Origin of the sequence: Halomonas sp. E19 (genome assembly GCF_052439355.1) — a bacterium.
Taxonomy (GTDB): Bacteria; Pseudomonadota; Gammaproteobacteria; order Pseudomonadales; family Halomonadaceae; genus Halomonas.
Map to the genome: position 1 here is coordinate 1562724 of NZ_JBNFWU010000001.1, position 22787 is coordinate 1585510.

The window sequence follows — 22787 nt, forward strand, 5'->3', positions numbered from 1 at the left end:
CGCAGCAGGGAACCTATGGCAACCAGAACGGCGAAAGCGCCTCGGAAGCTGAAACTGCACCGCTGGCGCTGGACGGGGAAGGGCCGGGCGGGCGCCGGGTCAATGGCGAGATGGTCGCCGCCGAGAAGTTCGAGGTGGAACGCGAGCTGGCCAACCAGAACATCATCGTCAAAAACGTGCGCCGCAAGGGCGGGCTGGGCGGCGGTATGGGCACCATTCGGCCCCGCGACGTGATGCTGTTCGCCCGCCAGATGGCCACCATGATCCGCGCCGGGGTGCCGGTGCTGCAGGCGTTCCAGGTAGTGGCCGAAAGCATTCGCAAGCCGGCCATGAGCGCCGTAGTGCAGCAGATGATGAACGAGGTGGCGGCGGGTTCGAGCTTCTCCCAGGCGCTGCGCCAGCACCCCGAGCACTTCGACAGCCTATTCTGCAACCTGGTGGAGGCCGGCGAGAGCTCCGGCTCGCTGGACCGCATGCTCGATCGTATTGCCACCTACAAGGAGAAGGTGGAGTCGCTGAAGGGCCGGGTGAAGAAGGCGCTGTGGTACCCCATCGCGGTGATCCTGGTGGGGATCGGCGTGACGGCGCTGCTGCTGATCAAGGTGGTGCCGCAGTTCGAAAGCCTGTTCCACGGCTTTGGCGCCGAGCTGCCGGCGATGACCCGCATGACCATCGCGCTCTCCGAGTTTGCCCAGCAGTACTGGCTGTGGGGGCTCGGCGCACTGGTGGCGTTCGTCTACCTGATGCGCCAGGGCATCAAGCGCTCCCCTGCCTTCGCCTATCGCGTGCATGCCTTCCTGCTCGGGCTACCGGTGCTGGGCGATATCTTCGACAAGTCGGCGGTGGCGCGCTATTCGCGCACCCTGGCGACCACCTACGGCGCCGGCGTGCCCATGGTGGAGGCGCTGGACATCGCCGCCGGCGCCACCGGCAACCTGGTCTACGAGCGTGCCTCGCGGCAGATCCGCGAAGACGTGGCCACCGGCCAGCAGCTGCACTTCGCCATGCGCCTGACCGAGCGCTTTCCGGCGCTGGCGGTGCAGATGGTCGGCATCGGCGAGGAGTCCGGCTCGCTGGACGCCATGCTCAACCGCGTGGCCGATTACTACGAGGAGGAGGTCGACAATAAGGTCGACGCCCTTACTTCCCTGCTCGAACCGCTGATCATCGTGGTGCTAGGGATACTGGTCGGCGGCCTGGTGGTGTCGATGTACCTGCCGATCTTCGAGCTGGGCACGGTGCTGTGAATGGGGCGATATGGCCGCTGGCGGCCCTGCTGGGCCTATGCCTGGGCAGTTTTCTCAATGTGGTGATCGTGCGCCTGCCGGTGATGCTGACGCACGGTTGGCGGGCCGAGGCCCGCGAGGCGCTCGAACTCCCCGAGGAGGAGTCGCCCCGCTTCAACCTGCTGGTGCCGCGGTCGATCTGCCCGCGGTGCGAAACGCCTATAGCCTGGCACGACAACCTGCCGGTGGTCGGCTGGCTGAAGCGACGCGGCCGCTGCGCCCACTGTCAGGCGCGCATCAGCCCCCAGTATCCGCTGGTGGAGCTGGCCGGCGCCGGCCTGGCGCTGGCCGTACTGGCGCTGTTCGGCGCCGGCTGGCAGAGCCTGTTCCTCTACGCCGCTTGCCTGGCACTGCTGGCGCTGGCGGTGATCGACCTGCGCACCCAGCTGCTGCCCGATGCCATCACCCTGCCGCTGCTGTGGGCAGGCCTGCTCTACCAGCTGCTGTTCCAGCCGTTGATGCTACCCGGCGCAGTGATCGGCGCCATGGCAGGCTATCTTGCGCTGTGGAGCGTGTACTGGCTGTTCAAGCTGGCGACCGGCAAGGAGGGCATGGGCTACGGCGACTTCAAGCTGCTGGCGGCCCTGGGCGCCTGGCTGGGCTGGCCCTACCTGCCGATGGTGCTGATCGTTTCCGCCGGCGTGGGGGCCATCGTCGGCATCGCCATGCAGCTCGCCCTGCCCCGCCTGCGCGGCGCGCCGATGCCCTTCGGCCCGTTCCTGGCCAGCGCCGGCATGATTGCGCTGCTGGTCGGCGAGCCGCTGATGGCGGCCTACCTTGGCTTCACTTTCTGAACAAGACGGGAGAATGGCTGTGATCGTAGGCGTCACCGGCGGTATTGCTTCCGGCAAGAGCACCGTGGCACGCGCTTTCGCGGCGCACGGCATTCCCTGGGTGGATGCCGATGACGTGGCCCGCGAAGTGGTCGAACCCGGCGAGCCGGCGCTGAACGACATTGCCGAGCGCTTTGGCCCGCCAGTGCTGCTGGCGGACGGCAGCCTGAACCGCCGCGCCCTGCGCGAGATCGTGTTCGCCGACGAGGCCGAGCGGCGCTGGCTGGAAGGCGTGACGCACCCGCGCATTCGCCAGCGTATCCTTGCCCACCTGGCGCGGCTGCAGGCCGAAGGCGCCCCCTACGTGCTGCTGGTGTCGCCGCTGCTGTTCGAATCGGGCCAGAGCGAGCTGGCCGACCGCTGCCTGGTAATCGACGTGCCGGAAAGCCTGCAGATCGAGCGCACCGCCGCCCGCGATGACGTCGACGAAGCCCAGGCCCGCGCCATCGTCGCCGCCCAGATGCCGCGCAGCGAGCGCCTGGCCCGTGCCGACGACGTGCTCGACAACAGCGGCGGCGAAGCGGCGCTGGCCGCGCAGATAGCCGAGCTGGATCGGCGCTATCGGCAGATGGCGACCACTTGAAAGACCGCTAAAAAGATCTTTAAAATGGTCTCCTTGATGATAATGAGGAGGTCCCATGCCCCATACCATTCTTGCCAATACAACGGCCAGCATCTCCGAACTGAAAAAGAACCCCATGGCGACTGTCGCGGCTGGGGAAGGTTTTCCGTCGCCGTGTTGAATCGCAATGAACCCGCCTTCTACTGCATACCTGCTGCAGCTTATGAGGAATTGTTGGAAAAGCTGGAGGATGCCGAGTTGAACCGAATCGCAGATAAGCGCAGCACCCAAGAGGAAATTACGGTTACCCTCGATGAGCTATGAGCTGCGCTTTCGCAAGGAGGCCCTGAAGGAGTGGCACAAGCTTGACGAGAGCGTGCGCGTTCAGTTCAAGAAAAAGCTGGCCGCCGTATTGATAAACCCGATTCGACCGGCAGCGCAACTTTCAGGCAGCGACCGCCGGTTCAAGATCAAGCTGCGCAGCGCCGGTTTTCGCCTCGTCTACGAAGTTCGCCGACAGGAACTTGTCGTTCTCGTCATTGCCGTTGGCAAGCGTGACCGTAACGCGGTTTATCTCAAGGCCGACCGTCGTCAGTGATACGGTGTTTCAGCCTGGCCTGGTGCGACGGCTAGCCGCTACACTAGCGCAAAGTCACCACCACCTTGGATTCATGAGCCAACATCATCAACGCCCCTGACCGTCGCCTGTCCGCAGTGCCGCAAGAAAGTGGCATGGAGCGAGCAGAACCCCTACCGTCCCTTCTGCAGTGAACGCTGCAAGCTGATCGACCTGGGCGCCTGGGCCGATGAGTCGCACCGTATTGCCGGCGAGCCGGCGCTCGACGAGACCAACATCGACGAGTGGCTGGCCCGGGCCGAGCGAGACCACCGGCCGTGACCCAGCCCGCGGCGCCGACCTACCGGCTGCTGGCCGAGCTGGAAGCCGCCTTCGACGCGCTTATCGAACGCAGCGAGGCCCTGCTGGACGCCTACGCCGCCTCGCCCGCCCAGGCCTGGGCCTTCCAGGCCGAGGCCAGCCCCGAATGGCTGCGCCGCGCCCTGCTCGACTTCTGGTACGCCGACGGCCAGGATGGCCGCGTGACCCGCAGCCACGTGGGGCTGGTGGCCGCCACCCCAGCGCTGCTCGAAGAGGTGGCCAGGGTCAACGTCGCCAAGGCCGACTTCGCCGCACGGCTAGCCAGGATCAAGACGGAATATCCGCCGCTGCTAGCCGAGGCCAAGGCGGTGCTGCCCTTCCGCCACCCCCACCTGCACGACCACCTGCGCGGCAGCGGCCTCGCCCGGCTGCATCTCAAGCAGTGCTGGCGTGCCATTCCCGTGGCCGAAGCGCCGGTGGCACGGGTGCGGCTGGCCTGGTACGCCAGCGGCCGCTCGATCAAGCGGCTGACGGTGCGCGAGGTGGAGCAGAAGCTGCTGGCGCTGGACAGCGACGCCCCGCACGTGCGCATCCAGCTACGCAAGCTGGCCGCGCTGCCTTCCAGCGAGCCGCTGGCGCAGGTGCAGAGCCAGGCGCCGCTGATGCGCGCCAACCTGTTCTATTGCGAGCCGCTGGAAGATGGCCGCACCCGCCGTGCCATGAACGTGGCGCTGCCGCTGTTTCTGCCTGCGCCGCGCGGGCGCCTGCCCGACCACAACCTGCCGCCAGCCGCCCCGCCCCAGCAGCGCACCCGGGCACGCCGCCGCGACGAGAAACTGGAAGAGCTGCCCTACCTGCCGAGCCTGCGCGTCTACCGCTATCGCTGAGCCGCTGCATCCGCCAAGGGCTTGATATGCATCATGCATTGGCGCCGGGAGTTCGCCATACTGCGAACAAGGCTGCCGCACGCCCGGCGCCGCCTGGCAGCGTACCCGTAGACGATGGAGGGCCCTGTGCCGACACCCCTGAACGTGACGCAGGTCTATCGCGCCTGCCCGGAAGACGCCTTCGACTTCGAGGTGACCAGCGAGCTGGCCTCGCTGGACATGCTCAGCGGCCATGCGCGGGCACGCGAGGCGCTCGACTTCGGCACGGCCATGCGCAGCGAGGGGTTCAACCTCTATGTGCTGGGCGACCCTGGCCATGGCAAGCACCAGATGGTGGGGCGCTTTTTGACCGAACGTTCGCGGGACGAGCCGACGCCGCCCGACATCGCCTATCGCTACAACTTCGACGACCCCAGCCGACCGCGCCACCTGTTGCTGCCCACCGGCATGGGTCGGGTGCTGCGCGCCGACATCGAGCAGCTGGCCGAGGAGCTGCGTACCGCCATTCCGGCGATCTTCGAGGGCGACGAATACCAGAACCGCCTGCATGAGCTGAAGCAGGCCATGGGCGAGCGCCAGCGCGACGCCATCGAGGTGGTGCGCCGCGAGGCCCGCGAGCACGACATCCTGCTGCTCTCCACGCCCAACGGCTTCACCTTCGCCCCGGCCACCGCCGACGACAAGATGATGACGCCCGATGCCTTCGAGCAGCTGACCCAGGACGAGCGCGAGCGCATCGAAGGCACCGTGCAGGTGCTGCAGCGCAAGCTCACCCAGGCCATCCGCCAGATGCCGCGCCTGGCCAAGCAGCTGCGTGAACAGGTCACCGCGCTGAACGAGGAGATGCTGCAGGCGGCCATCGGCGCGCCGCTGGCAGAGCTGGAGGAGCGCTATTCCGACCATGACGAGGTGATGGCCCACCTTAAGGCGATACGCGAAGCCTTGGTGATGCACGTCGACGCCTTCCTGGAGGAGGAGCCCGACATTCCGCCGGAAGCAGTGTTCAGCCGCTTCCACCTCAACCTGATCGTCGACAACCTGGGCTGCGAGGGCGGCCCGGTGGTCTACCTCGACCTGCCTAGCCACCAGCACCTGGTCGGGCGCATCGAGCACCACGTGCACAACGGTACGCTGCTCACCGACTTCAGCCTGATCCGCGCCGGCGGGCTGCACCGCGCCAACGGCGGCTACCTGGTGCTGGACGTGCGCAGCCTGCTGATGCAGCCGGGTGCCTGGGAAACGCTGAAGCGGGTACTGCGGGCAGGCGAGATCCGCACCGAGTCGCTGGAGCAGGCCTACGGCCTGATTAGCACCACAACCCTGGAGCCCGAGCCCATTCCGCTGGATCTGAAGGTGGTGCTGCTGGGCGAGCGGATGTTCTATTACCTGCTGTGCGAGCAGGATCCGGACTTCCTCGAACTGTTCAAGGTGCAGGCCGACCTGGAGGACGAACTGGAGCGCAACCCGGCCAACCAGCCGCTGTTCGCTCGTATGGTCGCCACCCTGGCGCGGGAATCCTCGCTGCGCCCGCTCGACCGCAGCGGCGTGGCCGCCACCCTTGAACACGCCAGCCGCCTGGCCGACGACCAGACCAGGCTGACGGCGCGCCGCCGCCCACTGAGCGACCTGCTCGAGGAGGCCGATCACTGGGCCGACCGCGACGGCGCCAGCCTCATCGCCCGGGCGCACGTCGAAAAGGCCATTGCCCAGCAGCGCCTGCGCGCCGACCGCCTGCGCGAGCGCAGCCATGCGCTGATCGCCCGCGGCACCGTGGCGATCGAAACCCGCGGGCACCGAGTCGGTCAGGTCAACGGCCTGTCGGTGCTCAGCCTGGGCAACTTCGCCTTCGGCCAGCCAACCCGCATCACCGCTACCGCCCGCCCGGGGCCCGGCCAGGTGGTCGATATCGAACGCGAGGCGCGGCTGGGCGGGCGCATTCACTCCAAGGCGGTGATGATCCTGTCGCGCTGCCTGGCGAGCCGCTTTGCCCCCGACACGCCGCTTTCGCTCTCCGCCAGCCTGGCCTTCGAGCAGTCTTACGGCGGCATTGAGGGCGACAGCGCCTCGGTGGCGGAGATATGCGCCTTGATCTCGGCCATCGCCCGGGTCGGCATCGACCAGCGCTTCGCCGTCACCGGCTCTATCGACCAGCACGGCAACGTACAGGCGGTGGGAGGCGTGAACGAGAAGATCGAGGGCTTCTTCGATATCTGCCAGGCACGCGGCGACACGGAGGGCAACGCCGTGCTGCTGCCCGCCACCAACGTCGAGCACCTGATGCTCAAGCGCGAGGTGCGCGATGCCATCGAGGCCGGCCGCTTCCGCGTCTATGCCATTGCCCACCTGGACGAGGCGCTGACCCTGCTGACCGGCATGCCCCTTGGCGAAGCCGATGCCGAGGGCAGCTACCCTGCTGGCTCGCTCAATGCCCTGGTGGTAGAGCGCCTGGCGGCCTTCCACCGCGCGGCCAAGGCAGGGGCGGCTGAGCAAGCGAAGGAGGACGGCGAGCGCGGACAAGATGGCGACTCGGGCCGGAGCAGCGGCCAGGCACCGGAGGAGCGCGGCGATGCCTAGGCACAGCGGACGAAAGGATGACGTGCGCAGCGTGGCAACACCCGCCGATGCGCAGGGCGGCAGTGATGCCCCGGGCGAACCCCTGTCGCGGGTTCTGGCGCTGCTGGACAGCTCGCGCCACAGCCAGGCGGCACTGGCCGCCGCCGTGGACCTGGCCTGCCGCCGCCGCGCCGAGCTGGTGGCGGTCTATGTGGAAGATCTGGACCTGCTGCGCTGCGCGGCCTTTCCCTTCTCCTGCGAGATCGGCGCCCAGTCCGGCCTGTCGCGCCCGCTCACGGCGGAGCGGCTGGAAAGCGTCATTGCGCGCCAGCTTCAGCGTGTGCACCAAGCGCTGCAGCTGGCGGTGGCCGGCCGTGACCTGTCGCACCGGCTAGAAGTGGGCCGCGGCCAGGTGGTCAACGAGGCCCTGGCCCGCACCGCCTCGGCGGATGTACTGGTGCTGGGCAAGGCCGGTGCGACCGAGCGCTACGGAACCCGCCTGGGCTCCACCAGCCGCCGCTTGATCCTCGAGGCGCCTTGCACGGTACTGCTGTGGGACGAGCGCCACCCGTTTCGTCGCGGCCCGCTGCACCGCCTTGCGCAACCGGCTCGTACGGCCGAGCCGCTTCCTGATGCGGCATTGGCGTTTCCCGGGTGGATGTCGGTGCTGTTCGAAGGCACTCTGCCCTTGCCGTGGCAGCATGCCGCCGAGCTCGAGCGCGCCCTACTGCATGCCGACGCTGGCGGCCTGCTGCTGACACGTCAGGAGCTTGCCCACTTGCTGGAGGAAGATCCGGAGCTGCTGGCGCGCATCCCGCTGCCCGTAGTGGTGACCCGCTAGGCAGTGGTGGTGACCCGCTAGGCTTTGATGGTGACCCGCTAGGCAGTGGCCCTGGCGGCAAGGGGACGGGATTGGGCGCCTGCCAGCCGGACAAGTCGACCAACCGGCCAAGCCTGCCAGCCGGTCAAGGCGGGGCGCGTGGCTAGACCTCGCGCCCCTCTTCCACCCGGCGTCGCATCCAGGAGCCCAGCAGCAGCAGCAGCGTCAGCGCTACCAGCGGCAGCAGGATATCGGCACTGAGAAAGCTTTCATCGTTGGCGATGGCGTCCAGGCCGCTATAAATGGCGCTGGCATAGACGGCCCACTTGATGCCGAGCCCGAGCGTGGCCGCCAGTAGGTAGGTACCCAGCGGCAGCCGCCGGAGGCCGGCAGCAAAATTGATCACCGAATGGGGGAAGCCCGGCAATACGCGCAGCGCACACTGGGTGAGAAGATCGCTGCGCGCTTCGAGCATGAGCATGACCTTGCGGGTCAGCCCCTTGGGTTGCCAGCGGTCGCCGGCCAGCGCCGCCAGCTGGTACGCACCCAGTGCACCGAGCACGCTGCCGAAGATCAGCATGGGCGTAGCCACGTGGGGCGGATAGAAAGGCGCGATCAGCCATAGGCCGATGCTGCCGGGCAGGCCGATGGCCAGCGTCACTGCCATCACCAGAATAACGCTGGTCACCACCAGGGGGTGGTGGCTGGTCTCTTCGGCCCACTGCCGAAAGGCGCTGAGATCAGGAGAGTGCCAGACCCAAAGATAGGCCGCCATGGCCAGGCTGGCCCCCAGGACGACCCAGCGCCAGCGTCTGCGCAGCGAGGAAACCTCTGCCATCGACTCTCCACCCGACCCTTTTTGCGAAGGGCCATGTTGCCATGGAGGGCGCGCCGGGTCACCCCGCCGGCAAGGCTCAGGCATTCAGGCTCGCGTCATCCTCGTTCGAGGGCGTGTCGGCAGGCGGCGAATCCTCCAGACGCGGCATGGCCGCCACGCGAAGATCCACATACTTCAACAGCCCCAGCTGGGCGAACAGCACGGCCAGACACCACATCAGCCCTTTGATCATGGTCCTATCCTCGATCGAGACCGAAGCGGCCTCGTCAAGCAGATTCTAGTCCTGGCCGTGGCAAAGAAACAGGTAGGGCGCTAACTTTTTTACGACCTTTCTCCACGCTTCTACAGCACAGCCTGACGCTATAGCCTGGCCTCGACCCGTTCGAGGATCTGCCGGCTCACCTTGTTCACCAGCGGCCGGGCGGCCTTGGTCACGGCCTTTTCCACCAGGCGGTTGCGGATGGTATAGGTCAGGGTCAGCGACACCTCGGTGCCCTCTTCCACCGGGGTCAACCGGTAGCAGCCCTGATTGTGCACGCCTTCGATCGACTCCCAGGCCAGCGTATGCGGCGCCGTGCGTTCGGTTACGGCCACGTCAAAGGTCCAGTCCATGCCCACCGCACGCACATGCCAGCGGTAGCGCTCGTCGCCAAGCGGCTCGATCGCCTGGATCAGGTCGGAATAGTCGACAAATTCTTCGACGCGCTCCAGCAGGGCGAAGACGCGTTCGGGCGACGCCTTGAGAATTGCACTGTGTTCAATGGTGGCCATGCGGTTCCCTATGCTCGTGGACAGCGCTAAAATTTCGCCTTCGACTTTCAGGGTAACCGCCCTGCCCCTTTTCGGGCCAGCCCGGGCTTGCGCCCCCCACTGGCTTCGCATTTTCCAAGAGGTTCTGCATGTCCACTCCCAAGGTCGGTTTCGTCTCGCTGGGCTGCCCCAAGGCACTGGTAGATTCCGAGCGTATCCTGACTCAGCTGCGCACCGAAGGTTACGAGGTCGTGCCCAGCTACGACGACGCCGACGTGGTGGTGGTCAATACCTGCGGCTTCATTGATAGCGCCAAGGCCGAGTCGCTGGATGCCATCGGCGAGGCAATCGCCGAGAATGGGAAGGTCATCGTCACCGGCTGTATGGGCGTCGACGAGAGTGCGATTCGCAACGTGCATCCAAGCGTGCTGGCAGTCACCGGGCCCCAGCAGTACGAGCAGGTGGTCAATGCCGTACATGCCGCCGCCCCGTACGACTTTACCCACGACCCGCACATCGATCTGGTGCCGCCCCAGGGGTCAAGCTGACGCCCCGCCATTACGCCTACCTGAAGATCTCGGAAGGCTGCAACCACAGCTGTAGCTTCTGCATCATCCCCTCCATGCGCGGCAAGCTGGTCAGCCGGCCGGTAGGCGACGTACTGCGCGAAGCCGAGGGGCTGGCCAAGGCCGGCGTGAAGGAGCTGCTGGTCATCTCCCAGGACACCAGCGCCTATGGGGTCGACCTGCGCTACGCGCCGAGCGAATGGCGCGGCCGCGAGGTGAAGACCCGCCTCACCGAGCTGTGCGAGGCGCTCTCCGAGCTGGGCATTCGCGTGCGGCTGCACTACGTCTACCCCTACCCCCACGTGGACGAGCTGATCCCGCTGATGGCGGAAGGCAAGATCCTGCCCTACCTGGATATCCCCTTCCAGCACGCCAGCCCCAAGGTGCTCAAGGCAATGAAGCGCCCGGCCTTCGAGGACAAGACCCTGGCCCGCATCCAGCGCTGGCGCGAGATCTGCCCCGAGCTGACCATTCGCTCCACTTTCATCGTCGGCTTTCCCGGCGAGACCGAAGAGGACTTCCAGTACCTGCTCGACTGGCTCAGTGAAGCCCAGCTCGACCGCGTAGGTTGCTTCCAGTACTCGCCGGTGGAGGGCGCACCGGCCAACGAGCTGGGCCTGGAGCCGGTGCCGGACGAGGTGAAGCAGGAGCGCTGGGAGCGCTTCATGGCGCACCAGCAGGCGATCTCCGCCGCGCGCCTCGAGCAGAAGATCGGCCGCGAGATCGAGGTGCTGGTGGATGAGGTCGACGAGGAGGGCCCGGTGGGGCGCAGCGAAGCCGATGCCCCGGAGATCGACGGCATGGTGTTCCTCGACTCCAAGCGCACCCTGCGCCCCGGCGACGTGGTACGCGCCCGCATCACCCACGCCGACGAATACGACCTGTGGGCCGAGGTGATAGAAGAAGAGCAACCCGTCAAGTTCATGGACTTCTATAGCGCTTGATTTGAAAGCAACCGCTTGAAGCGAAACCCAGACGCAAAAACGCCACCCTAGGGTGGCGTTTTCTTTGGCTACGAGAGCCGGGTTCGGGCTCCGCGAACGGAGCCCGAAGGACGATCAGTCCTGACCCATCTGCTGCTTGATCAGGTCGCCGATGGTGGTCGGGCCACCGGTGTCGACTTCCTGCTCGCGCAGCTTCTTCAGGTTCTGACGGGTGTCGTCCTGCTCCTTGGCCTTGATCGACAGGTTGATCGCACGGTTCTTGCGATCGACGTTGACGATGCGGGCCTCGACGGTGTCGCCTTCGCTCAGCACGTTGCGCGCGTCTTCGACGCGGTCGGCGCTGATCTCGGACGCCTTGAGCACGGCGACGACGTCAGTAGCCAGCTCGACGTGGGCTTCCTTGGCGTCGACTTCGATCACACGACCGGTGACGATGGAGCCCTTGTCGTTGACGGCCAGGTACTCGGCCACCGGGTCGGAGTCGAGCTGCTTGATGCCAAGCGAAATGCGCTCGCGCTCCGGGTCGATGGAGAGGATGACGGCTTCGGCTTCGTCGCCCTTCTTGAACCGACGCACGGCTTCTTCGCCAGTCTCGGACCAGGAGAGGTCGGACAGGTGAACCAGGCCGTCGATGCCGCCTTCCAGGCCGATGAAGATGCCGAAGTCGGTGATCGACTTGATCGAGCCGGAGACGCGATCGCCCTTGTTGTACTGACCGCTGAAGGTTTCCCACGGGTTCGGGGTGCACTGCTTGATACCCAGGGAGATACGACGACGCTCTTCGTCGATATCGAGGATCATGACATCCACTTCGTCGCCGATGTTGACGACCTTGGACGGGTGGATGTTCTTGTTGGTCCAGTCCATCTCGGAAACGTGAACCAGGCCTTCGACACCCTCTTCCAGCTCGGCGAAGCAGCCGTAGTCGGTGAGGTTGGTGACGCGCGCCTGAACCACGGTACCCTCGGGGTAGCGGTCCTTGATGTTGACCCACGGATCTTCGCCCAGCTGCTTCAGACCCAGGAGACGCGGTTGCGCTCGCGGTCGAACTTCAGCACCTTGACGTTGATCTCGTCGCCCACGGCTACGATCTCGCTCGGATGCTTGATGCGCTTCCAGGCCATGTCGGTGATGTGCAGCAGGCCGTCGACGCCGCCCAAGTCGACGAAGGCGCCGTAATCGGTCAGGTTCTTGACGATACCGATGATCTGCTGGCCTTCCTGCAGGGTGGCGAGCAGGGCCTCACGCTCGGCGCTGTTCTCGGCTTCGAGCACGGCACGGCGGGAAACCACCACGTTGTTGCGCTTCGGGTCGAGCTTGATGACCTTGAAGTCGAGTTCCTTGTGCTCGAGGTGCGTGGTATCGCGAACCGGACGCACGTCGACCAGGGAACCGGGGAGGAAGGCGCGGATGGAGTCGATGTCGACGGTGAAACCGCCCTTGACCTTGCCGTTGATCACGCCCTTGACGATCTCTTCCTTCTCGAAGGCGGCTTCCAGAATCTTCCACGCTTCGGCACGCTTGGCCTTCTCGCGAGACAGACGGGTCTCGCCGAAACCGTCTTCGACGGCTTCCAGGGCAACGCTGACTTCATCGCCAATGGCGATGCTGAGCACGCCATTGTCGTCGCGGAACTGCGCCGCGGGAATCTGCCCTTCGGACTTCAGGCCGGCATTGACGGTGACCCAGTCACCTTCGATGTCGACGACGGTAGCCGTGACGATGGCGCCCGGCTCCATGTTGATGTCCTGAAGTGACTGCTCAAACAGTTCAGCAAAGCTTTCGCTCATGATTTTCCTACGTGATCAACGGTGTTGAGGCGTTGCCGCCTTCTCCGCACCACCAGCGAGTGCGGGCCTTATTTACCCAATCCCACGCGGATGTTAACGCTGGTTGGACCTGGCCGGGCTTGCAAGTGCAAGTATGAGGTGTTGCCCGACCATGCCATGACATCCGAACGAGGGAGCCGCAAGGGAGATCAAGTCGCAGGGGCGAGGCCGCGCTGGGCCAGCCACTCCGTCAACCGTTCCACCACTTCCGGTATGCTCAGGCTCGTGGTGTCAAGCGTGATGGCGTCATCGGCCGGCTTGAGCGGTGCCACGCTGCGCTGCATGTCGCGAGCATCGCGCGCCTGAATTTCCTTCAAAAGACTCGATAGACTAGCATCCACCCCCGCCTGCTGCAACTGGAGGTGGCGCCTGCGCGCCCGTTCCTCGGGGCTGGCGGTGAGGAACACCTTGAGTTCGGCTTCAGGGAACACCACGGTGCCCATGTCACGACCGTCGGCCACCAGGCCGGGGCCTGGCGAAAGTCGCGCTGACGCTGCAGCAGGCCCTGGCGCACGCCGTTGAGCGCCGCCACCCGGGAGGCGGCATCGCCCACCTGCTCGGTGCGGATCTCGCGGCTGACGTCGTCACCTTCGAGCAGCACGCGGGTGCTCTCTGCCTCGGCAACGAACACCACGTCGAGACCGGCGGCCACCCGCTCCAGCGCGGCTTCGTCGTTCAGCGCCACGCCATGGCGCATGGCCGCCAGCGCGGTGAGCCGATACAGCGCGCCGCTGTCGAGCAGGTGCCAGCCCAGGCGCTCGGCGACCAGACGGCTGATGGTGCCCTTGCCGGCCCCGCCGGGGCCGTCGAGGGTCAGCACCGGGGCCGTGCCCTTCATGATGCGCTCCCTCCTCGCTCTTCGTTGACCATCAGCCCCACCGTACGGGCGAGCTCGGTGAAGCCGGGGAACGAAGTGGCCACATTGGCACAGTCGTCGATGACGATCTCCTCGCCGGCACGCAGCGCCGCCACCACGAAGGACATGGCGATACGGTGATCGCCCAGGCTGTCGATGCGACCGCCGCCGTAGGCAATCTCACGGTCGCCGGCGCCGACGATGTCGATGCCATCCTCGACCACGGTATGCGTCACGCCGATGGCGGCCAGGCCGTCGGCCATGGCCTGGATGCGGTCGGACTCCTTGACCCGCAGCTCCTCGGCGCCGCGCAGGCGCGTCACGCCGGTGGCGTTGGCGGCAGCGATGAACAGCGCGGGGAATTCGTCGATCGCCAGGGGCACCTGGTCGAGGGGAATGTCGATCCCCTTGAGCGGGGCGTAGCGGATATGCAGGTCGGCCACTGGCTCACCGCCCACCTCCTGCTCGTTGGCCAGCCACAGGTCGGCGCCCATCAGTTTGAGGATGTTGATCACGCCGATGCGGGTCGGATTGATGCCAACGTGCTCGAGCGTCAGGTTGGAGCCTGGGGTGATCGCCGCCGCCACCAGGAAGAAGGTGGCCGAGGAGATGTCCGACGGCACGTCGATCGGCGCGGCGGTAAGCTTGCCGCCGCCGCGGAGCCAGCAGGTGTCGCCTTCGCGGTGCACTTCGTAGCCGAAACCGGCGAGCATACGCTCGGTGTGGTCGCGGGTCGGCGCCGGTTCGCGCACGCGGGTCTCGCCTTCAGCGTAGAGCCCGGCAAGCAGCAGACAGGATTTCACCTGGGCGCTGGCCATGGGCATGTCGTAGTCGATGCCCTTGAGCGGCTGGCGGCCATGGATCTTCAGCGGCGGGCGCCCGCCTTCGGCGGTGTCGATCTTGGCGCCCATCAGGCGCAAGGGGTCGGCCACGCGGCCCATGGGGCGCTTGGTCAGCGAGGCATCCCCGATCAGCTCGCTGTCAAAGGCCTGGCCCGCCAGCAGCCCGGCGAACAGGCGCATGGCGGTGCCGGCGTTGCCCACGTAGAGCGGCCCGGCCGGCGCCTTGAGCCCATGCATGCCGACGCCATGCACGATGACACGGCCTTGATGCGGTCCTTCGATGGCCACACCCATCTCGCGGAAGGCCTGCAGGGTGGCCAGGCTGTCCTCCCCTTCCAGGAAGCCCTTCACTTCGGTCACGCCTTCGGCAAGTGCGCCCAGCATGATCGAACGATGGGAGATCGACTTGTCGCCGGGCACGCGAATGCGCCCGGCCACGCGTCCGCCGGGGGCGGCTCGGAAGGTGAGCTTTCCTTGTTGTTGCATCTGGTATTCCGCCTGATAACTGGTCTGATTCAGCAGGGAGTCGAAGTAGTGTCGAGCATGGCTGGCGCGGTCGAAGATGGCGAGCATGGCGTCGCTATCGCCCCGCTCCACGGCAAGCTTCAGCCGCGCCAGCCCCGCCTCGAAGTCGTTCAGGGCCGTCAGCACCGCCTCGCGATTGGCGGTGAAGATGTCGCGCCACATCACTGGGTCGCTGCCGGCAATGCGGGTGAAGTCGCGAAAGCCGCCGGCGGCGTAGCGAAAGATCTCCAGCCGTTCGTCCTGGCGTGCCAAGGTATCGACCAGGGAGAACGCCAGCAGGTGCGGCAGGTGGCTGGTGCGCGCCAACACCTGGTCGTGGCGCGCCACGTCCATCTCCAGCACCTCGGCGCCGCAGGCGCGCCACAGTGCCGTGACCCGCGCCAGGGCGCCCGGGGAGGTTTCGCTGGTGGGGGTGAGGATCACCTTGTGGTCGACGTAGAGGCGGGGTTGGCGGCGGACACGCCGCTCTTTTCGGAGCCGGCGATGGGGTGGCCCAGCACCAGCCCGGACGGCAACCGCCCGAAGGCGCGCAGCGCACAGTCGCGCACGGCGGCCTTGGTGCTGCCGACATCGGTAACCACCACCTGAGGTGCGCCGCCGCTCACCTGCGCCTCGGGCAGCAGCGCGGCAAGCTCGCTCATGACGCTCTGCATGGCCAGCACCGGCACCGCCAGCACGATCAGCGAGGCGCCTTCGACCAGCGAGGCCAGCTGCGTCGCGCCGCTGTCGATCAGCCCCATGTCGATGCCGCGGGCGATCTCATCGGCGCTGGGGTCGCAGGCGACGATCGTTCCGGGGTGGCCACCCTGGCCGAAGCCGGCGGCACGCAGCGCTGCCGCCAGCGAACCGCCGATCAGCCCGAGGCCGACGATGAGCACCTTGGGCTCGTCGACCAAGCCGCCCGTCATGCGGCTCGGCGTTGCCTCTGCCATTCCGCGCTCCACCACGACTAGAGCACGCCCAGGGGTAGGAGCCGAGAACCTTCATTTCGGAGGCACGCAGGCGTATCTCCTCGAGTACCGCCGCCACCCGGGGCTCGTCGATGTGGCCCTTGAAGTCGATAAAGAACACGTAGTTCCACACCCCGGTGCGCGAAGGCCGCGTCTCCAGGCGGGTGAGGTCGATCTGGTGGCGATGGAAGGGTTCGAGCAGGTCATGCAGCGCGCCGGGCTGGTTGCGCATGGCCACCACCAGCGAGGTCTTGTCCTCGCCGGACATGGGCACGTGCTGGTTGCCGATGATCAGGAATCGCGTGGAGTTGTCGGGGCGATCCTCGATCTTCTCGGCAATCTTCTCGAGGCCATACAGCTTGGCGGCCATGTCGCCGGCGATGGCGGCGCTGTGCCACTCGCCCTTGATCATCTTGGCGGCCTCGGCGTTGGAGGAAACCGGCACACGCTCGGCGCGCGGGAAGTGGGCGTCGAGCCACTTGCGGCACTGGGCGAAGGACTGCGGGTGGGAGTAGATGCGCGAGACCTTGTCACGCAGGGTCGACTCGGAGACCAGCAGGTGGTGGTGAATGCGTAGCACCACTTCGCCGCAGATACGGATCGAGGAGTCCATGAAGGAGTCGAGGGTATGGCTGATGACGCCTTCCGTCGAATTCTCGACCGGCACCACGCCGTAGTTGACCGCCCCCGCCTCGACCTCGCGGAACACTTCGTCGATGGCCGCCATGGGCAGGCTAACGGCACTGGCGCCGAAGTGCTTGAGCGCCGCCTGCTGGGTGAAGGTGCCTTCCGGCCCCAGGTAGGCCACCTTGACCGGCTGTTCGAGGGCCAGGCAGGCGGACATGATCTCGCGGAACAGACGCGCCATCTCCTCGCTGTCCAGCGGGCCGGTGTTGAGCTCCATGATACGGCGCAGCACCTGCGCTTCGCGCTCGGGGCGGTAGAACACGGCGCCGGGGTCGCTCTGGGTCTTGACCTCGGCCACCTGCTGGGCGCATTCGGCACGCGCGCTGATCAGGCGCAATATCTCGCTGTCCAGCGCATCGATACGTTCGCGCAGCGCATCGAGATTGGCGATATCGGTCATGGGTTTATCCCCTGCGTTTTTCGAAGTCGGCCATGAAGTCGATCAGCGCCTCTACCGCCGCTTCGGGTACGGCATTGTAGAGGCTGGCCCGCATGCCGCCGACGCTGCGGTGCCCCTGAAGGTTGAGCAGCCCGGCCTGTTCGGCCTCGGCCAGGAACGGCTTGTCGAGGCGATCGTCGGCCAGCACGAAGGGCACGTTCATGCGCGAGCGGTTGCGTGGCGCGATGGGGTTGGAATAGAAGTCGCTGGCATCGATGGCGGCATACAGCCTGGCCGCCTTGCGCGCATTGATCGCGGCCATGGCGTCGAGCCCGCCGATGTCGTGCTTAAGCCATTGGAAGACCAGCCCCGCCAGGTACCAGGCGTAGGTGGGCGGCGTGTTCACCATGGAGCCGGCCTCGGCCATGGCCTGATAGTCGAACAGGCTGGGGATGCGCTGGCAGCGGCGGTCGAGCAGGTCGTCGCGCACGATGACCAGCGTGAGGCCGGCAGGGCCGATGTTCTTCTGGGCGCCGGCGTAAATCACACCAAAGCGCGACACGTCGAGCGGCTCGGCCAGGATGCTGGAGGAGTAGTCGCATACCAGCGGCACGCCAACCTCGGGAATGTAGTCGAACTCCAGCCCGCCGATGGTCTCGTTGGCGGTGTAGTGCAGGTAGGCGGCATCGGCCGAGAGCGCGATATCGGCCTGGCTCGGCACTTCGGCATGGCCGCTGGGCTCGCTGGAGCCAGCCATGTGCGCGGCGAAGCCTAGCTGCTTGGCTTCCGCCAGCGCCTTCTTGCCCCAGATACCGGTATAAAGGAAGTTGGCGGTGCCACCCTGCCCCAGCAGGTTCATCGGCACCATGGAGAACTGCAGGCTCGCCCCGCCCTGCAGGAACAGCACCTTGTAGTTCTCGGGGATGGTGAGCAGTTCGCGCAGGTCGGCCTCGGCCTGCTCGGCGATGGCGACGAACTCGGTCGAGCGGTGGCTCATCTCCATGACCGAGAGCCCACGGCCCTGATAGTCGAGCAGCTCTTCCCTGGCGCGTTCCAGTACCGGGGTGGGCAGCGCCGCGGGACCGGCGCAGAAATTATAGTGGCGTGTCATCAGCGTGGTGTTCCGTCTCAGCTCCAGCATGGTTACTGAACCGATGAGCGATGAGCGGATCCGTCGACACGTCATGCGAGGGCGCTGTGACTCCTTCCCTGGCGCTACTTTTGCCAGCCCTGGCAAAAGACCTCGCTATGACCTGCCCCCGGCGCTCATCGCTCGACTTGGTGGCTAGCCTTATTCGTCGTTCTGGCTTTCGCCCTTGTCCACATCCGGCCCGCCCTGGCGCTCGGCTTGCAGGGCATCTTCCGAGGCGTTCTCGGCACCGCTGCCAGGCTCGACCTCCGCCTCGGTTTCGTTCTCGGCTTCGGGCTCGTCGATGCGCACGGTCTTGACCAGCGTCTCGTCGTTGCCCAGGCGAATCAGCATCACGCCCTGGGTGTTGCGCGAGGTGATCGAGACCTCATCGACGCGGGTACGCACCAAGGTGCCGCGGTCGGTGATCAGCATCATCTCGTCGGCGGAGTAGACCTGCATGGCGGCAACCAGGGAGCCGTTGCGCTCGCTGGTCTGCATGGCGATGACGCCCTGGCCGCCGCGACCGCGCAGCGGGAACTCCTCGAGCCGGGTGCGCTTGCCGTAGCCGTTCTCGGAGGCGGTGAGGATGTAGATCTGGCCGCCGTTGCCGTTCTCCAGCACGGCATCTTCCCCGCCTTCGATATCATTGTCGGCGTCGGCATCGATCTGCTGGCTCTGGGGGATGATCAGGCTGATCACCTCGGCGCCTTCCAGCAGGCGCATGCCGCGCACACCGCGGGCGGTGCGACCCATGGCGCGCACGGTGGTCTCCTCGAAGCGGATCGCCTTGCCGTTGGAGGACAGCAGCATCACGTGGTCGTTGCCCGAGGTAATGGCCGCGCCCACCAGGCGGTCGTCCTCTTCGATGTCGATGGCGATCAGGCCGACGCTGCGCGGACGCGAGAACTGGTCAAGGCTGGTGCGCTTGACCGTGCCTTTGGCAGTGGCAAAGAAGATGTAGCAGTCGGGGCTGTAGTCCTTCACCGGCAGGATGGCGTTGATCGCCTCGCCTTCGTCCAGCGGCAGCAGGTTGACCAGCGGCTTGCCACGGGAGCCACGGCTAGCGGCCGGCATTTCGTAGACCTTGAGCCAGTACACCTTGCCCTTGTTGGAGAACAGCAGCACGGTGTCGTGGGTGGAGGCCACCAGCAGGTGCTCGATGACGTCCTCATCCTTCATGGCGGTGGCCGACTTGCCGCGACCACCGCGGCGCTGGGCCTGGTAGTCGGAGAGCGGCTGGGTCTTGGCATAGCCGGTGCGCGACACCGTGACCACCATGTCCTCCTCGGCGATCAGGTCCTCGATGGAAAGGTCCAGGTGGCTGGCCTGGATCTCGGTGCGGCGCGGGTCGCCGAACTGGTCGCGCACGGCGATCAGCTCTTCGCGGATCACCTCGAGCAGGCGCTCGCTGGAGGCAAGGATCGCCATCAGCTCGGCAATGTTCTGCAGGATGGCCAGGTATTCGTCGAGCAGCTTCTCGGTCTCGAGGCCGGTCAAGCGATGCAGGCGCAATTCGAGGATGGCCTGGGCCTGGGCCGGCGAAAGCCGATATTCGGAGCCGGTGGTATTGAGGCCGAAGCCCTCTTCGAGCTCCTCGGGCTTGCATGAGGTGGCGCCGGCACGCTCGAGCATGGCGGTGACCTGTCCGGGCTGCCACTGCTTGGCCAGCAGCTTCTCCTTGGCCTCGGCGGCGTTCGGTGAGGCCTTGATCAGCTCAATCACCTCGTCGATGTTGGAGATGGCCACGGCCAGGCCTTCGAGGATGTGGCCGCGCTCGCGCGCTTTCTTCAATTCATACAGCGTGCGCCGGGTGACCACTTCGCGGCGGTGGCGGATGAAGGCTTCCAGCACTTCTTTCAGGTTGAGAATCTTCGGCTGGCCGTTCTCGATGGCGACCATGTTGATGCCGAAAACGTTCTGCAGCTGGGTCTGGGCGAAGAGGTTGTTGACCACCACCTCGCCGGATTCGCCGCGCTTGACCTCGATCACCACGCGCAGGCCATCCTTGTCGGACTCGTCGCGCAGCTCGGCAATGCCCTCGATCTTCTTTTCCTTGACCAGCTCGGCGATCTTCTCGATCAGCCGCGCCTTGTTCACCTGGTACGGCAGCTCGGTGACGATGATGTGGTCGCGGCCGCTCTTGTCGTCGTGCTCGATGGTGTGCCGAGCGCGCACGTAGATGCGCCCGCGGCCGGTGCGGTAAGCCTCGAGGATGCCGGCCCGGCCGTTGATGATGCCGGCAGTGGGAAAGTCGGGGCCAGGGATGTAGGCCAGCAGGTCGTCAACGGTAAGGGTGTAGTCGTCGACCAGCGCCAGGCAGGCGTCGATCACCTCGCCCATGTTGTGCGGCGGGATATTGGTGGCCATGCCCACGGCGATGCCCGAGGAGCCGTTGATCAGCAGGTTGGGCACGCGGGTCGGCAGCACCTCGGGGATACGCTCGGTGCCGTCGTAGTTGTCGACCCAGTCGACGGTGTCCTTATCGAGGTCGGCGAGCAGCTCATGGGCGAGCCGCGCCATGCGCACTTCGGTGTAACGCATGGCCGCGGCGCTGTCGCCGTCGATGGAGCCGAAGTTGCCCTGGCCGTCGACCAGCACATGGCGCATGGAGAAGTGCTGGGCCATGCGGACGATGGTGTCGTAGACCGCGCTGTCGCCGTGGGGGTGGTACTTACCGATGACATCGCCCACCACGCGGGCCGACTTCTTGTAGGGCTTGTTCCAATCGTTGCCGAGTTCGTTCATGGCGAACAGCACGCGCCGGTGCACCGGCTTGAGGCCGTCGCGCACGTCGGGCAGCGCACGCCCGATGATCACGCTCATCGCATAATCAAGGTACGACTGCTTGAGCTCGTCCTCGATGTTGACTGGCAGAATCTCTCTGGCGATGTCACCCATGGGTTGTCGAATCCTTTGCACAGCAGCGGGGTAACGCGTCCTCATGGCGCGCCATTACAGCCTGCCATGATACCACTGCGGACCCCACAAGGGCACCGCAGGAGACACCGCCCATGCATGCCGCCAGGGCGCTAAGGCGCCCTTCGGGGGCGAGCCTGGCCGCAGCGACGACGCCCACCCCGCCATTCTCAGCCTTCGCTCAGCACCAGTGGCTCCAGGGCACCGCGAATCTCGCCTTCGATGACCAGGGACTGCTGGGCCTTGACGTCTAGCAGCACGAAGGTGAGGTCGGCATCGACAACCGGCTTGCCATCCTTGAGGCGGCGGATCACCTGGTGCATGCGGGCGCTACGGCTGCCCACCTCGGCAAGGTGCGTCAGCACTTCCAGATCGTCGCCTGCCACCGCCGCCAGCCGATAGTTGATGTTGAGGTTGACGGCCACGAAGGCTGGATTACCGCTAGCGAAGAAACGGGCAAGCTCGGGACGGTCATCGAAATAGCCCCAGCGCCCCTCTTCCAGAAACTCCAGGTAGCGCGCATTGTTAACGTGGCCGTAACCATCCAGGTGGTAGCCACGCACGCGCAGGGTGACACGGGACAAGCGGGTATCCATGCAGCTCTCCTTGTTGACTCGCCTAAAGGCCGCCAATGCGGCAACCCTGAATTCTAGGCGGCCCGCCTGTCCAAATTCAAACAGGGGTTTGAAAATGGCGGTATGAAAATTGATCTACGCAGAATCTTTGGCCAGCGCTTCGGCTTGCCACTGGAACCGCCCATCGCCGTTGTCCATAATATGCCTCCTTTTTGCTCCGGGTACCCGCTATGTGGTTCAAGCACTTGCATCTCTATCGCCTGCATGACGCAGCCACCATCGCAGCCGCCGACCTCGAAGAGGCCCTGGCCGCGCAGGCGGCGCGAGCACCGGCGAGCCAAGAGGCCAGGCGCGTTGGCTGGTGCCCTCCCGCCGGTCGCAACGCCACCACCCTGCTGCACGAACTACAGGGCCAGCGGCTCGTGACCCTGCTACGCCAGGAGCGGCTGCTGCCCGCCGGCGTGGTGCGCGAGGAGCTGGAAGAGCGCGGTGCCGAGATCGAGGCCCGCGAGGGGCGCAAGCTACGCCGCCAGGAGAAACAGGAGCTCAAGGAGCAGATCTACGAGGAGCTGCTGCCGCGGGCGTTCATCCGCAGCCAGAAGGTCGACCTGTGGTGGGATACCCGACGCCACCTAATCGCGGTGAACACCAGCTCGCGCAAGCGTGCCGAAGAGGCACTCGACCTGCTGCGCGAGACCCTGGGCAGCCTCAAGGTGACGCCGCTGACCGCCCAGACGCTGCCGATGCGCGCCATGACCCAATGGCTTGCCGAGGAGGGTTCACGCCCATCCGGCCTGCAGCTGGGCGACCAGGTCGAGCTCAAGGCCAAGGGCGACGACGGCGTGCTGCGTGCTCGCCAGGTCGACCTGGACAGCGAAGAGATCCAGCAGCTGCTTGCCGCCGGCAAACAGGCCAGCCGCCTGGCCATCGAAGTTGAGGGCCGCCTGGGCTACGTGCTGCACGACGACCTGACGCTCAAGTCCCTGCGGTTCAGCGACGCCCTGATCGACGCCGCCAATGAAACCGAGGACGATGGCGATGCGCTGGTGCGGCTGGAGGCCGACTTTATGCTGATGACCCAGGCGCTGGCGGAAGAAATCGAACAGCTGATCGAATGGCTGGGCGGCGAAGCCACCCAGAGCACACCCCAGAGCCACTCATGAACGACCCCGGCAAACAA

General features: G+C 66.1%; 15 protein-coding genes and 6 pseudogenes. 11 read left to right on the top strand and 10 right to left on the bottom strand.

Features of this window, described 5'->3' with window-relative positions; translation table 11 throughout:
• The first annotated feature begins 15 nt into the window (after window positions 1-15).
• The 9 genes and pseudogenes from ACUDAL_RS08360 to ACUDAL_RS08400 all read left to right on the top strand — a co-directional run bounded on the left by ACUDAL_RS08360 (window position 16) and on the right by ACUDAL_RS08400 (window position 7839).
• Window positions 16-1247: pseudogene (locus ACUDAL_RS08360) on the top strand (type II secretion system F family protein).
• On the top strand, window positions 1244-2080 hold the full coding sequence (locus ACUDAL_RS08365; RefSeq protein ID WP_444677816.1) for a prepilin peptidase: 837 nt from the start codon (window positions 1244-1246) through the stop codon (window positions 2078-2080). The pseudogene ACUDAL_RS08360 and the gene ACUDAL_RS08365 overlap by 4 nt, the downstream one beginning before the upstream one ends.
• 19 nt (window positions 2081-2099) lie before the next feature.
• On the top strand, window positions 2100-2702 hold the full coding sequence (gene coaE, locus ACUDAL_RS08370; protein WP_444679341.1) for a dephospho-CoA kinase: 603 nt from the start codon (window positions 2100-2102) through the stop codon (window positions 2700-2702).
• A gap of 156 nt (window positions 2703-2858) precedes the next feature.
• Window positions 2859-3005, top strand: coding sequence for a hypothetical protein (locus tag ACUDAL_RS08375; RefSeq protein WP_444677817.1), 147 nt, complete (start codon window positions 2859-2861; stop codon window positions 3003-3005).
• Window positions 2995-3279 carry a type II toxin-antitoxin system RelE family toxin gene (locus ACUDAL_RS08380; RefSeq protein WP_444677818.1) on the top strand — a complete coding sequence of 95 codons (285 nt, stop codon included), beginning with the start codon at window positions 2995-2997 and terminating at the stop codon, window positions 3277-3279. The genes ACUDAL_RS08375 and ACUDAL_RS08380 overlap by 11 nt, the downstream gene beginning before the upstream one ends.
• A gap of 69 nt (window positions 3280-3348) precedes the next feature.
• Window positions 3349-3579 carry a DNA gyrase inhibitor YacG gene (gene yacG / locus ACUDAL_RS08385; protein WP_444679342.1) on the top strand — a complete coding sequence of 77 codons (231 nt, stop codon included), beginning with the start codon at window positions 3349-3351 and terminating at the stop codon, window positions 3577-3579.
• Entirely contained in the window at window positions 3576-4445 is an 870-nt protein-coding gene (locus ACUDAL_RS08390) for a DNA replication terminus site-binding protein (protein ID WP_444677819.1), read from the top strand. Before yacG ends, ACUDAL_RS08390 begins: the two co-directional genes overlap by 4 nt.
• A 126-nt stretch (window positions 4446-4571) precedes the next feature.
• A complete protein-coding gene (locus tag ACUDAL_RS08395) occupies window positions 4572-7019 on the top strand; it encodes a Lon protease family protein (protein WP_444677820.1) in 2448 nt (815 codons plus the stop codon).
• Complete coding sequence (locus ACUDAL_RS08400) at window positions 7012-7839, top strand: universal stress protein (RefSeq protein ID WP_444677821.1); 828 nt, start codon at window positions 7012-7014, stop codon at window positions 7837-7839. Before ACUDAL_RS08395 ends, ACUDAL_RS08400 begins: the two co-directional genes overlap by 8 nt.
• Window positions 7840-7981: 142 nt before the next feature.
• On the opposite strand, the gene ACUDAL_RS08405 is transcribed toward ACUDAL_RS08400, so the two are convergent.
• From ACUDAL_RS08405 to ACUDAL_RS08415, 3 genes are all read right to left on the bottom strand, one after another.
• Window positions 7982-8656 (bottom strand): TVP38/TMEM64 family protein, encoded by a 675-nt coding sequence (locus ACUDAL_RS08405; protein ID WP_444677822.1) that lies wholly within the window; start codon window positions 8654-8656, stop codon window positions 7982-7984.
• Between the two features lie 76 nt (window positions 8657-8732).
• Complete coding sequence (locus ACUDAL_RS08410; protein WP_444677823.1) at window positions 8733-8888, bottom strand: hypothetical protein; 156 nt, start codon at window positions 8886-8888, stop codon at window positions 8733-8735.
• Between the two features lie 128 nt (window positions 8889-9016).
• Window positions 9017-9427, bottom strand: a complete 411-nt coding sequence (locus ACUDAL_RS08415) for an SRPBCC family protein (protein ID WP_444677824.1) — start codon at window positions 9425-9427, stop codon at window positions 9017-9019.
• Window positions 9428-9555: 128 nt separating this feature from the next.
• Here ACUDAL_RS08415 and rimO point away from each other — a divergent pair.
• Window positions 9556-10916, top strand: a pseudogene (gene rimO / locus ACUDAL_RS08420) (30S ribosomal protein S12 methylthiotransferase RimO).
• 114 nt (window positions 10917-11030) lie between these two features.
• Here the strand turns inward: rimO and rpsA are convergent.
• The 7 genes and pseudogenes from rpsA to ACUDAL_RS08455 form a co-directional block, all read right to left on the bottom strand.
• Window positions 11031-12706, bottom strand: a pseudogene (gene rpsA, locus ACUDAL_RS08425) (30S ribosomal protein S1).
• A gap of 188 nt (window positions 12707-12894) precedes the next feature.
• Window positions 12895-13583 (bottom strand): annotated as a pseudogene (cmk, locus tag ACUDAL_RS08430) ((d)CMP kinase).
• Window positions 13580-15876, bottom strand: a pseudogene (locus ACUDAL_RS08435) (bifunctional prephenate dehydrogenase/3-phosphoshikimate 1-carboxyvinyltransferase). Before ACUDAL_RS08435 ends, cmk begins: the two co-directional pseudogenes overlap by 4 nt.
• Before the next feature lie 55 nt (window positions 15877-15931).
• Window positions 15932-17005, bottom strand: a pseudogene (pheA, locus tag ACUDAL_RS08440) (prephenate dehydratase); the annotation flags it as partial.
• 4 nt (window positions 17006-17009) lie between these two features.
• Entirely contained in the window at window positions 17010-18095 is a 1086-nt protein-coding gene (gene serC / locus ACUDAL_RS08445; RefSeq protein WP_444677825.1) for a 3-phosphoserine/phosphohydroxythreonine transaminase, read from the bottom strand.
• Between the two features lie 180 nt (window positions 18096-18275).
• On the bottom strand, window positions 18276-21014 hold the full coding sequence (gene gyrA / locus ACUDAL_RS08450; RefSeq protein WP_444677826.1) for a DNA gyrase subunit A: 2739 nt from the start codon (window positions 21012-21014) through the stop codon (window positions 18276-18278).
• A 188-nt stretch (window positions 21015-21202) separates the two neighbouring features.
• A complete protein-coding gene (locus tag ACUDAL_RS08455; RefSeq protein ID WP_444677827.1) occupies window positions 21203-21628 on the bottom strand; it encodes an acyl-CoA thioesterase in 426 nt (141 codons plus the stop codon).
• Between the two features lie 209 nt (window positions 21629-21837).
• On the opposite strand from ACUDAL_RS08455, the gene ACUDAL_RS08460 reads away from it, so the two are divergent.
• Window positions 21838-22770, top strand: coding sequence for a recombination-associated protein RdgC (locus ACUDAL_RS08460; protein WP_444677828.1), 933 nt, complete (start codon window positions 21838-21840; stop codon window positions 22768-22770).
• Window positions 22771-22787: the final 17 nt, after the last annotated feature.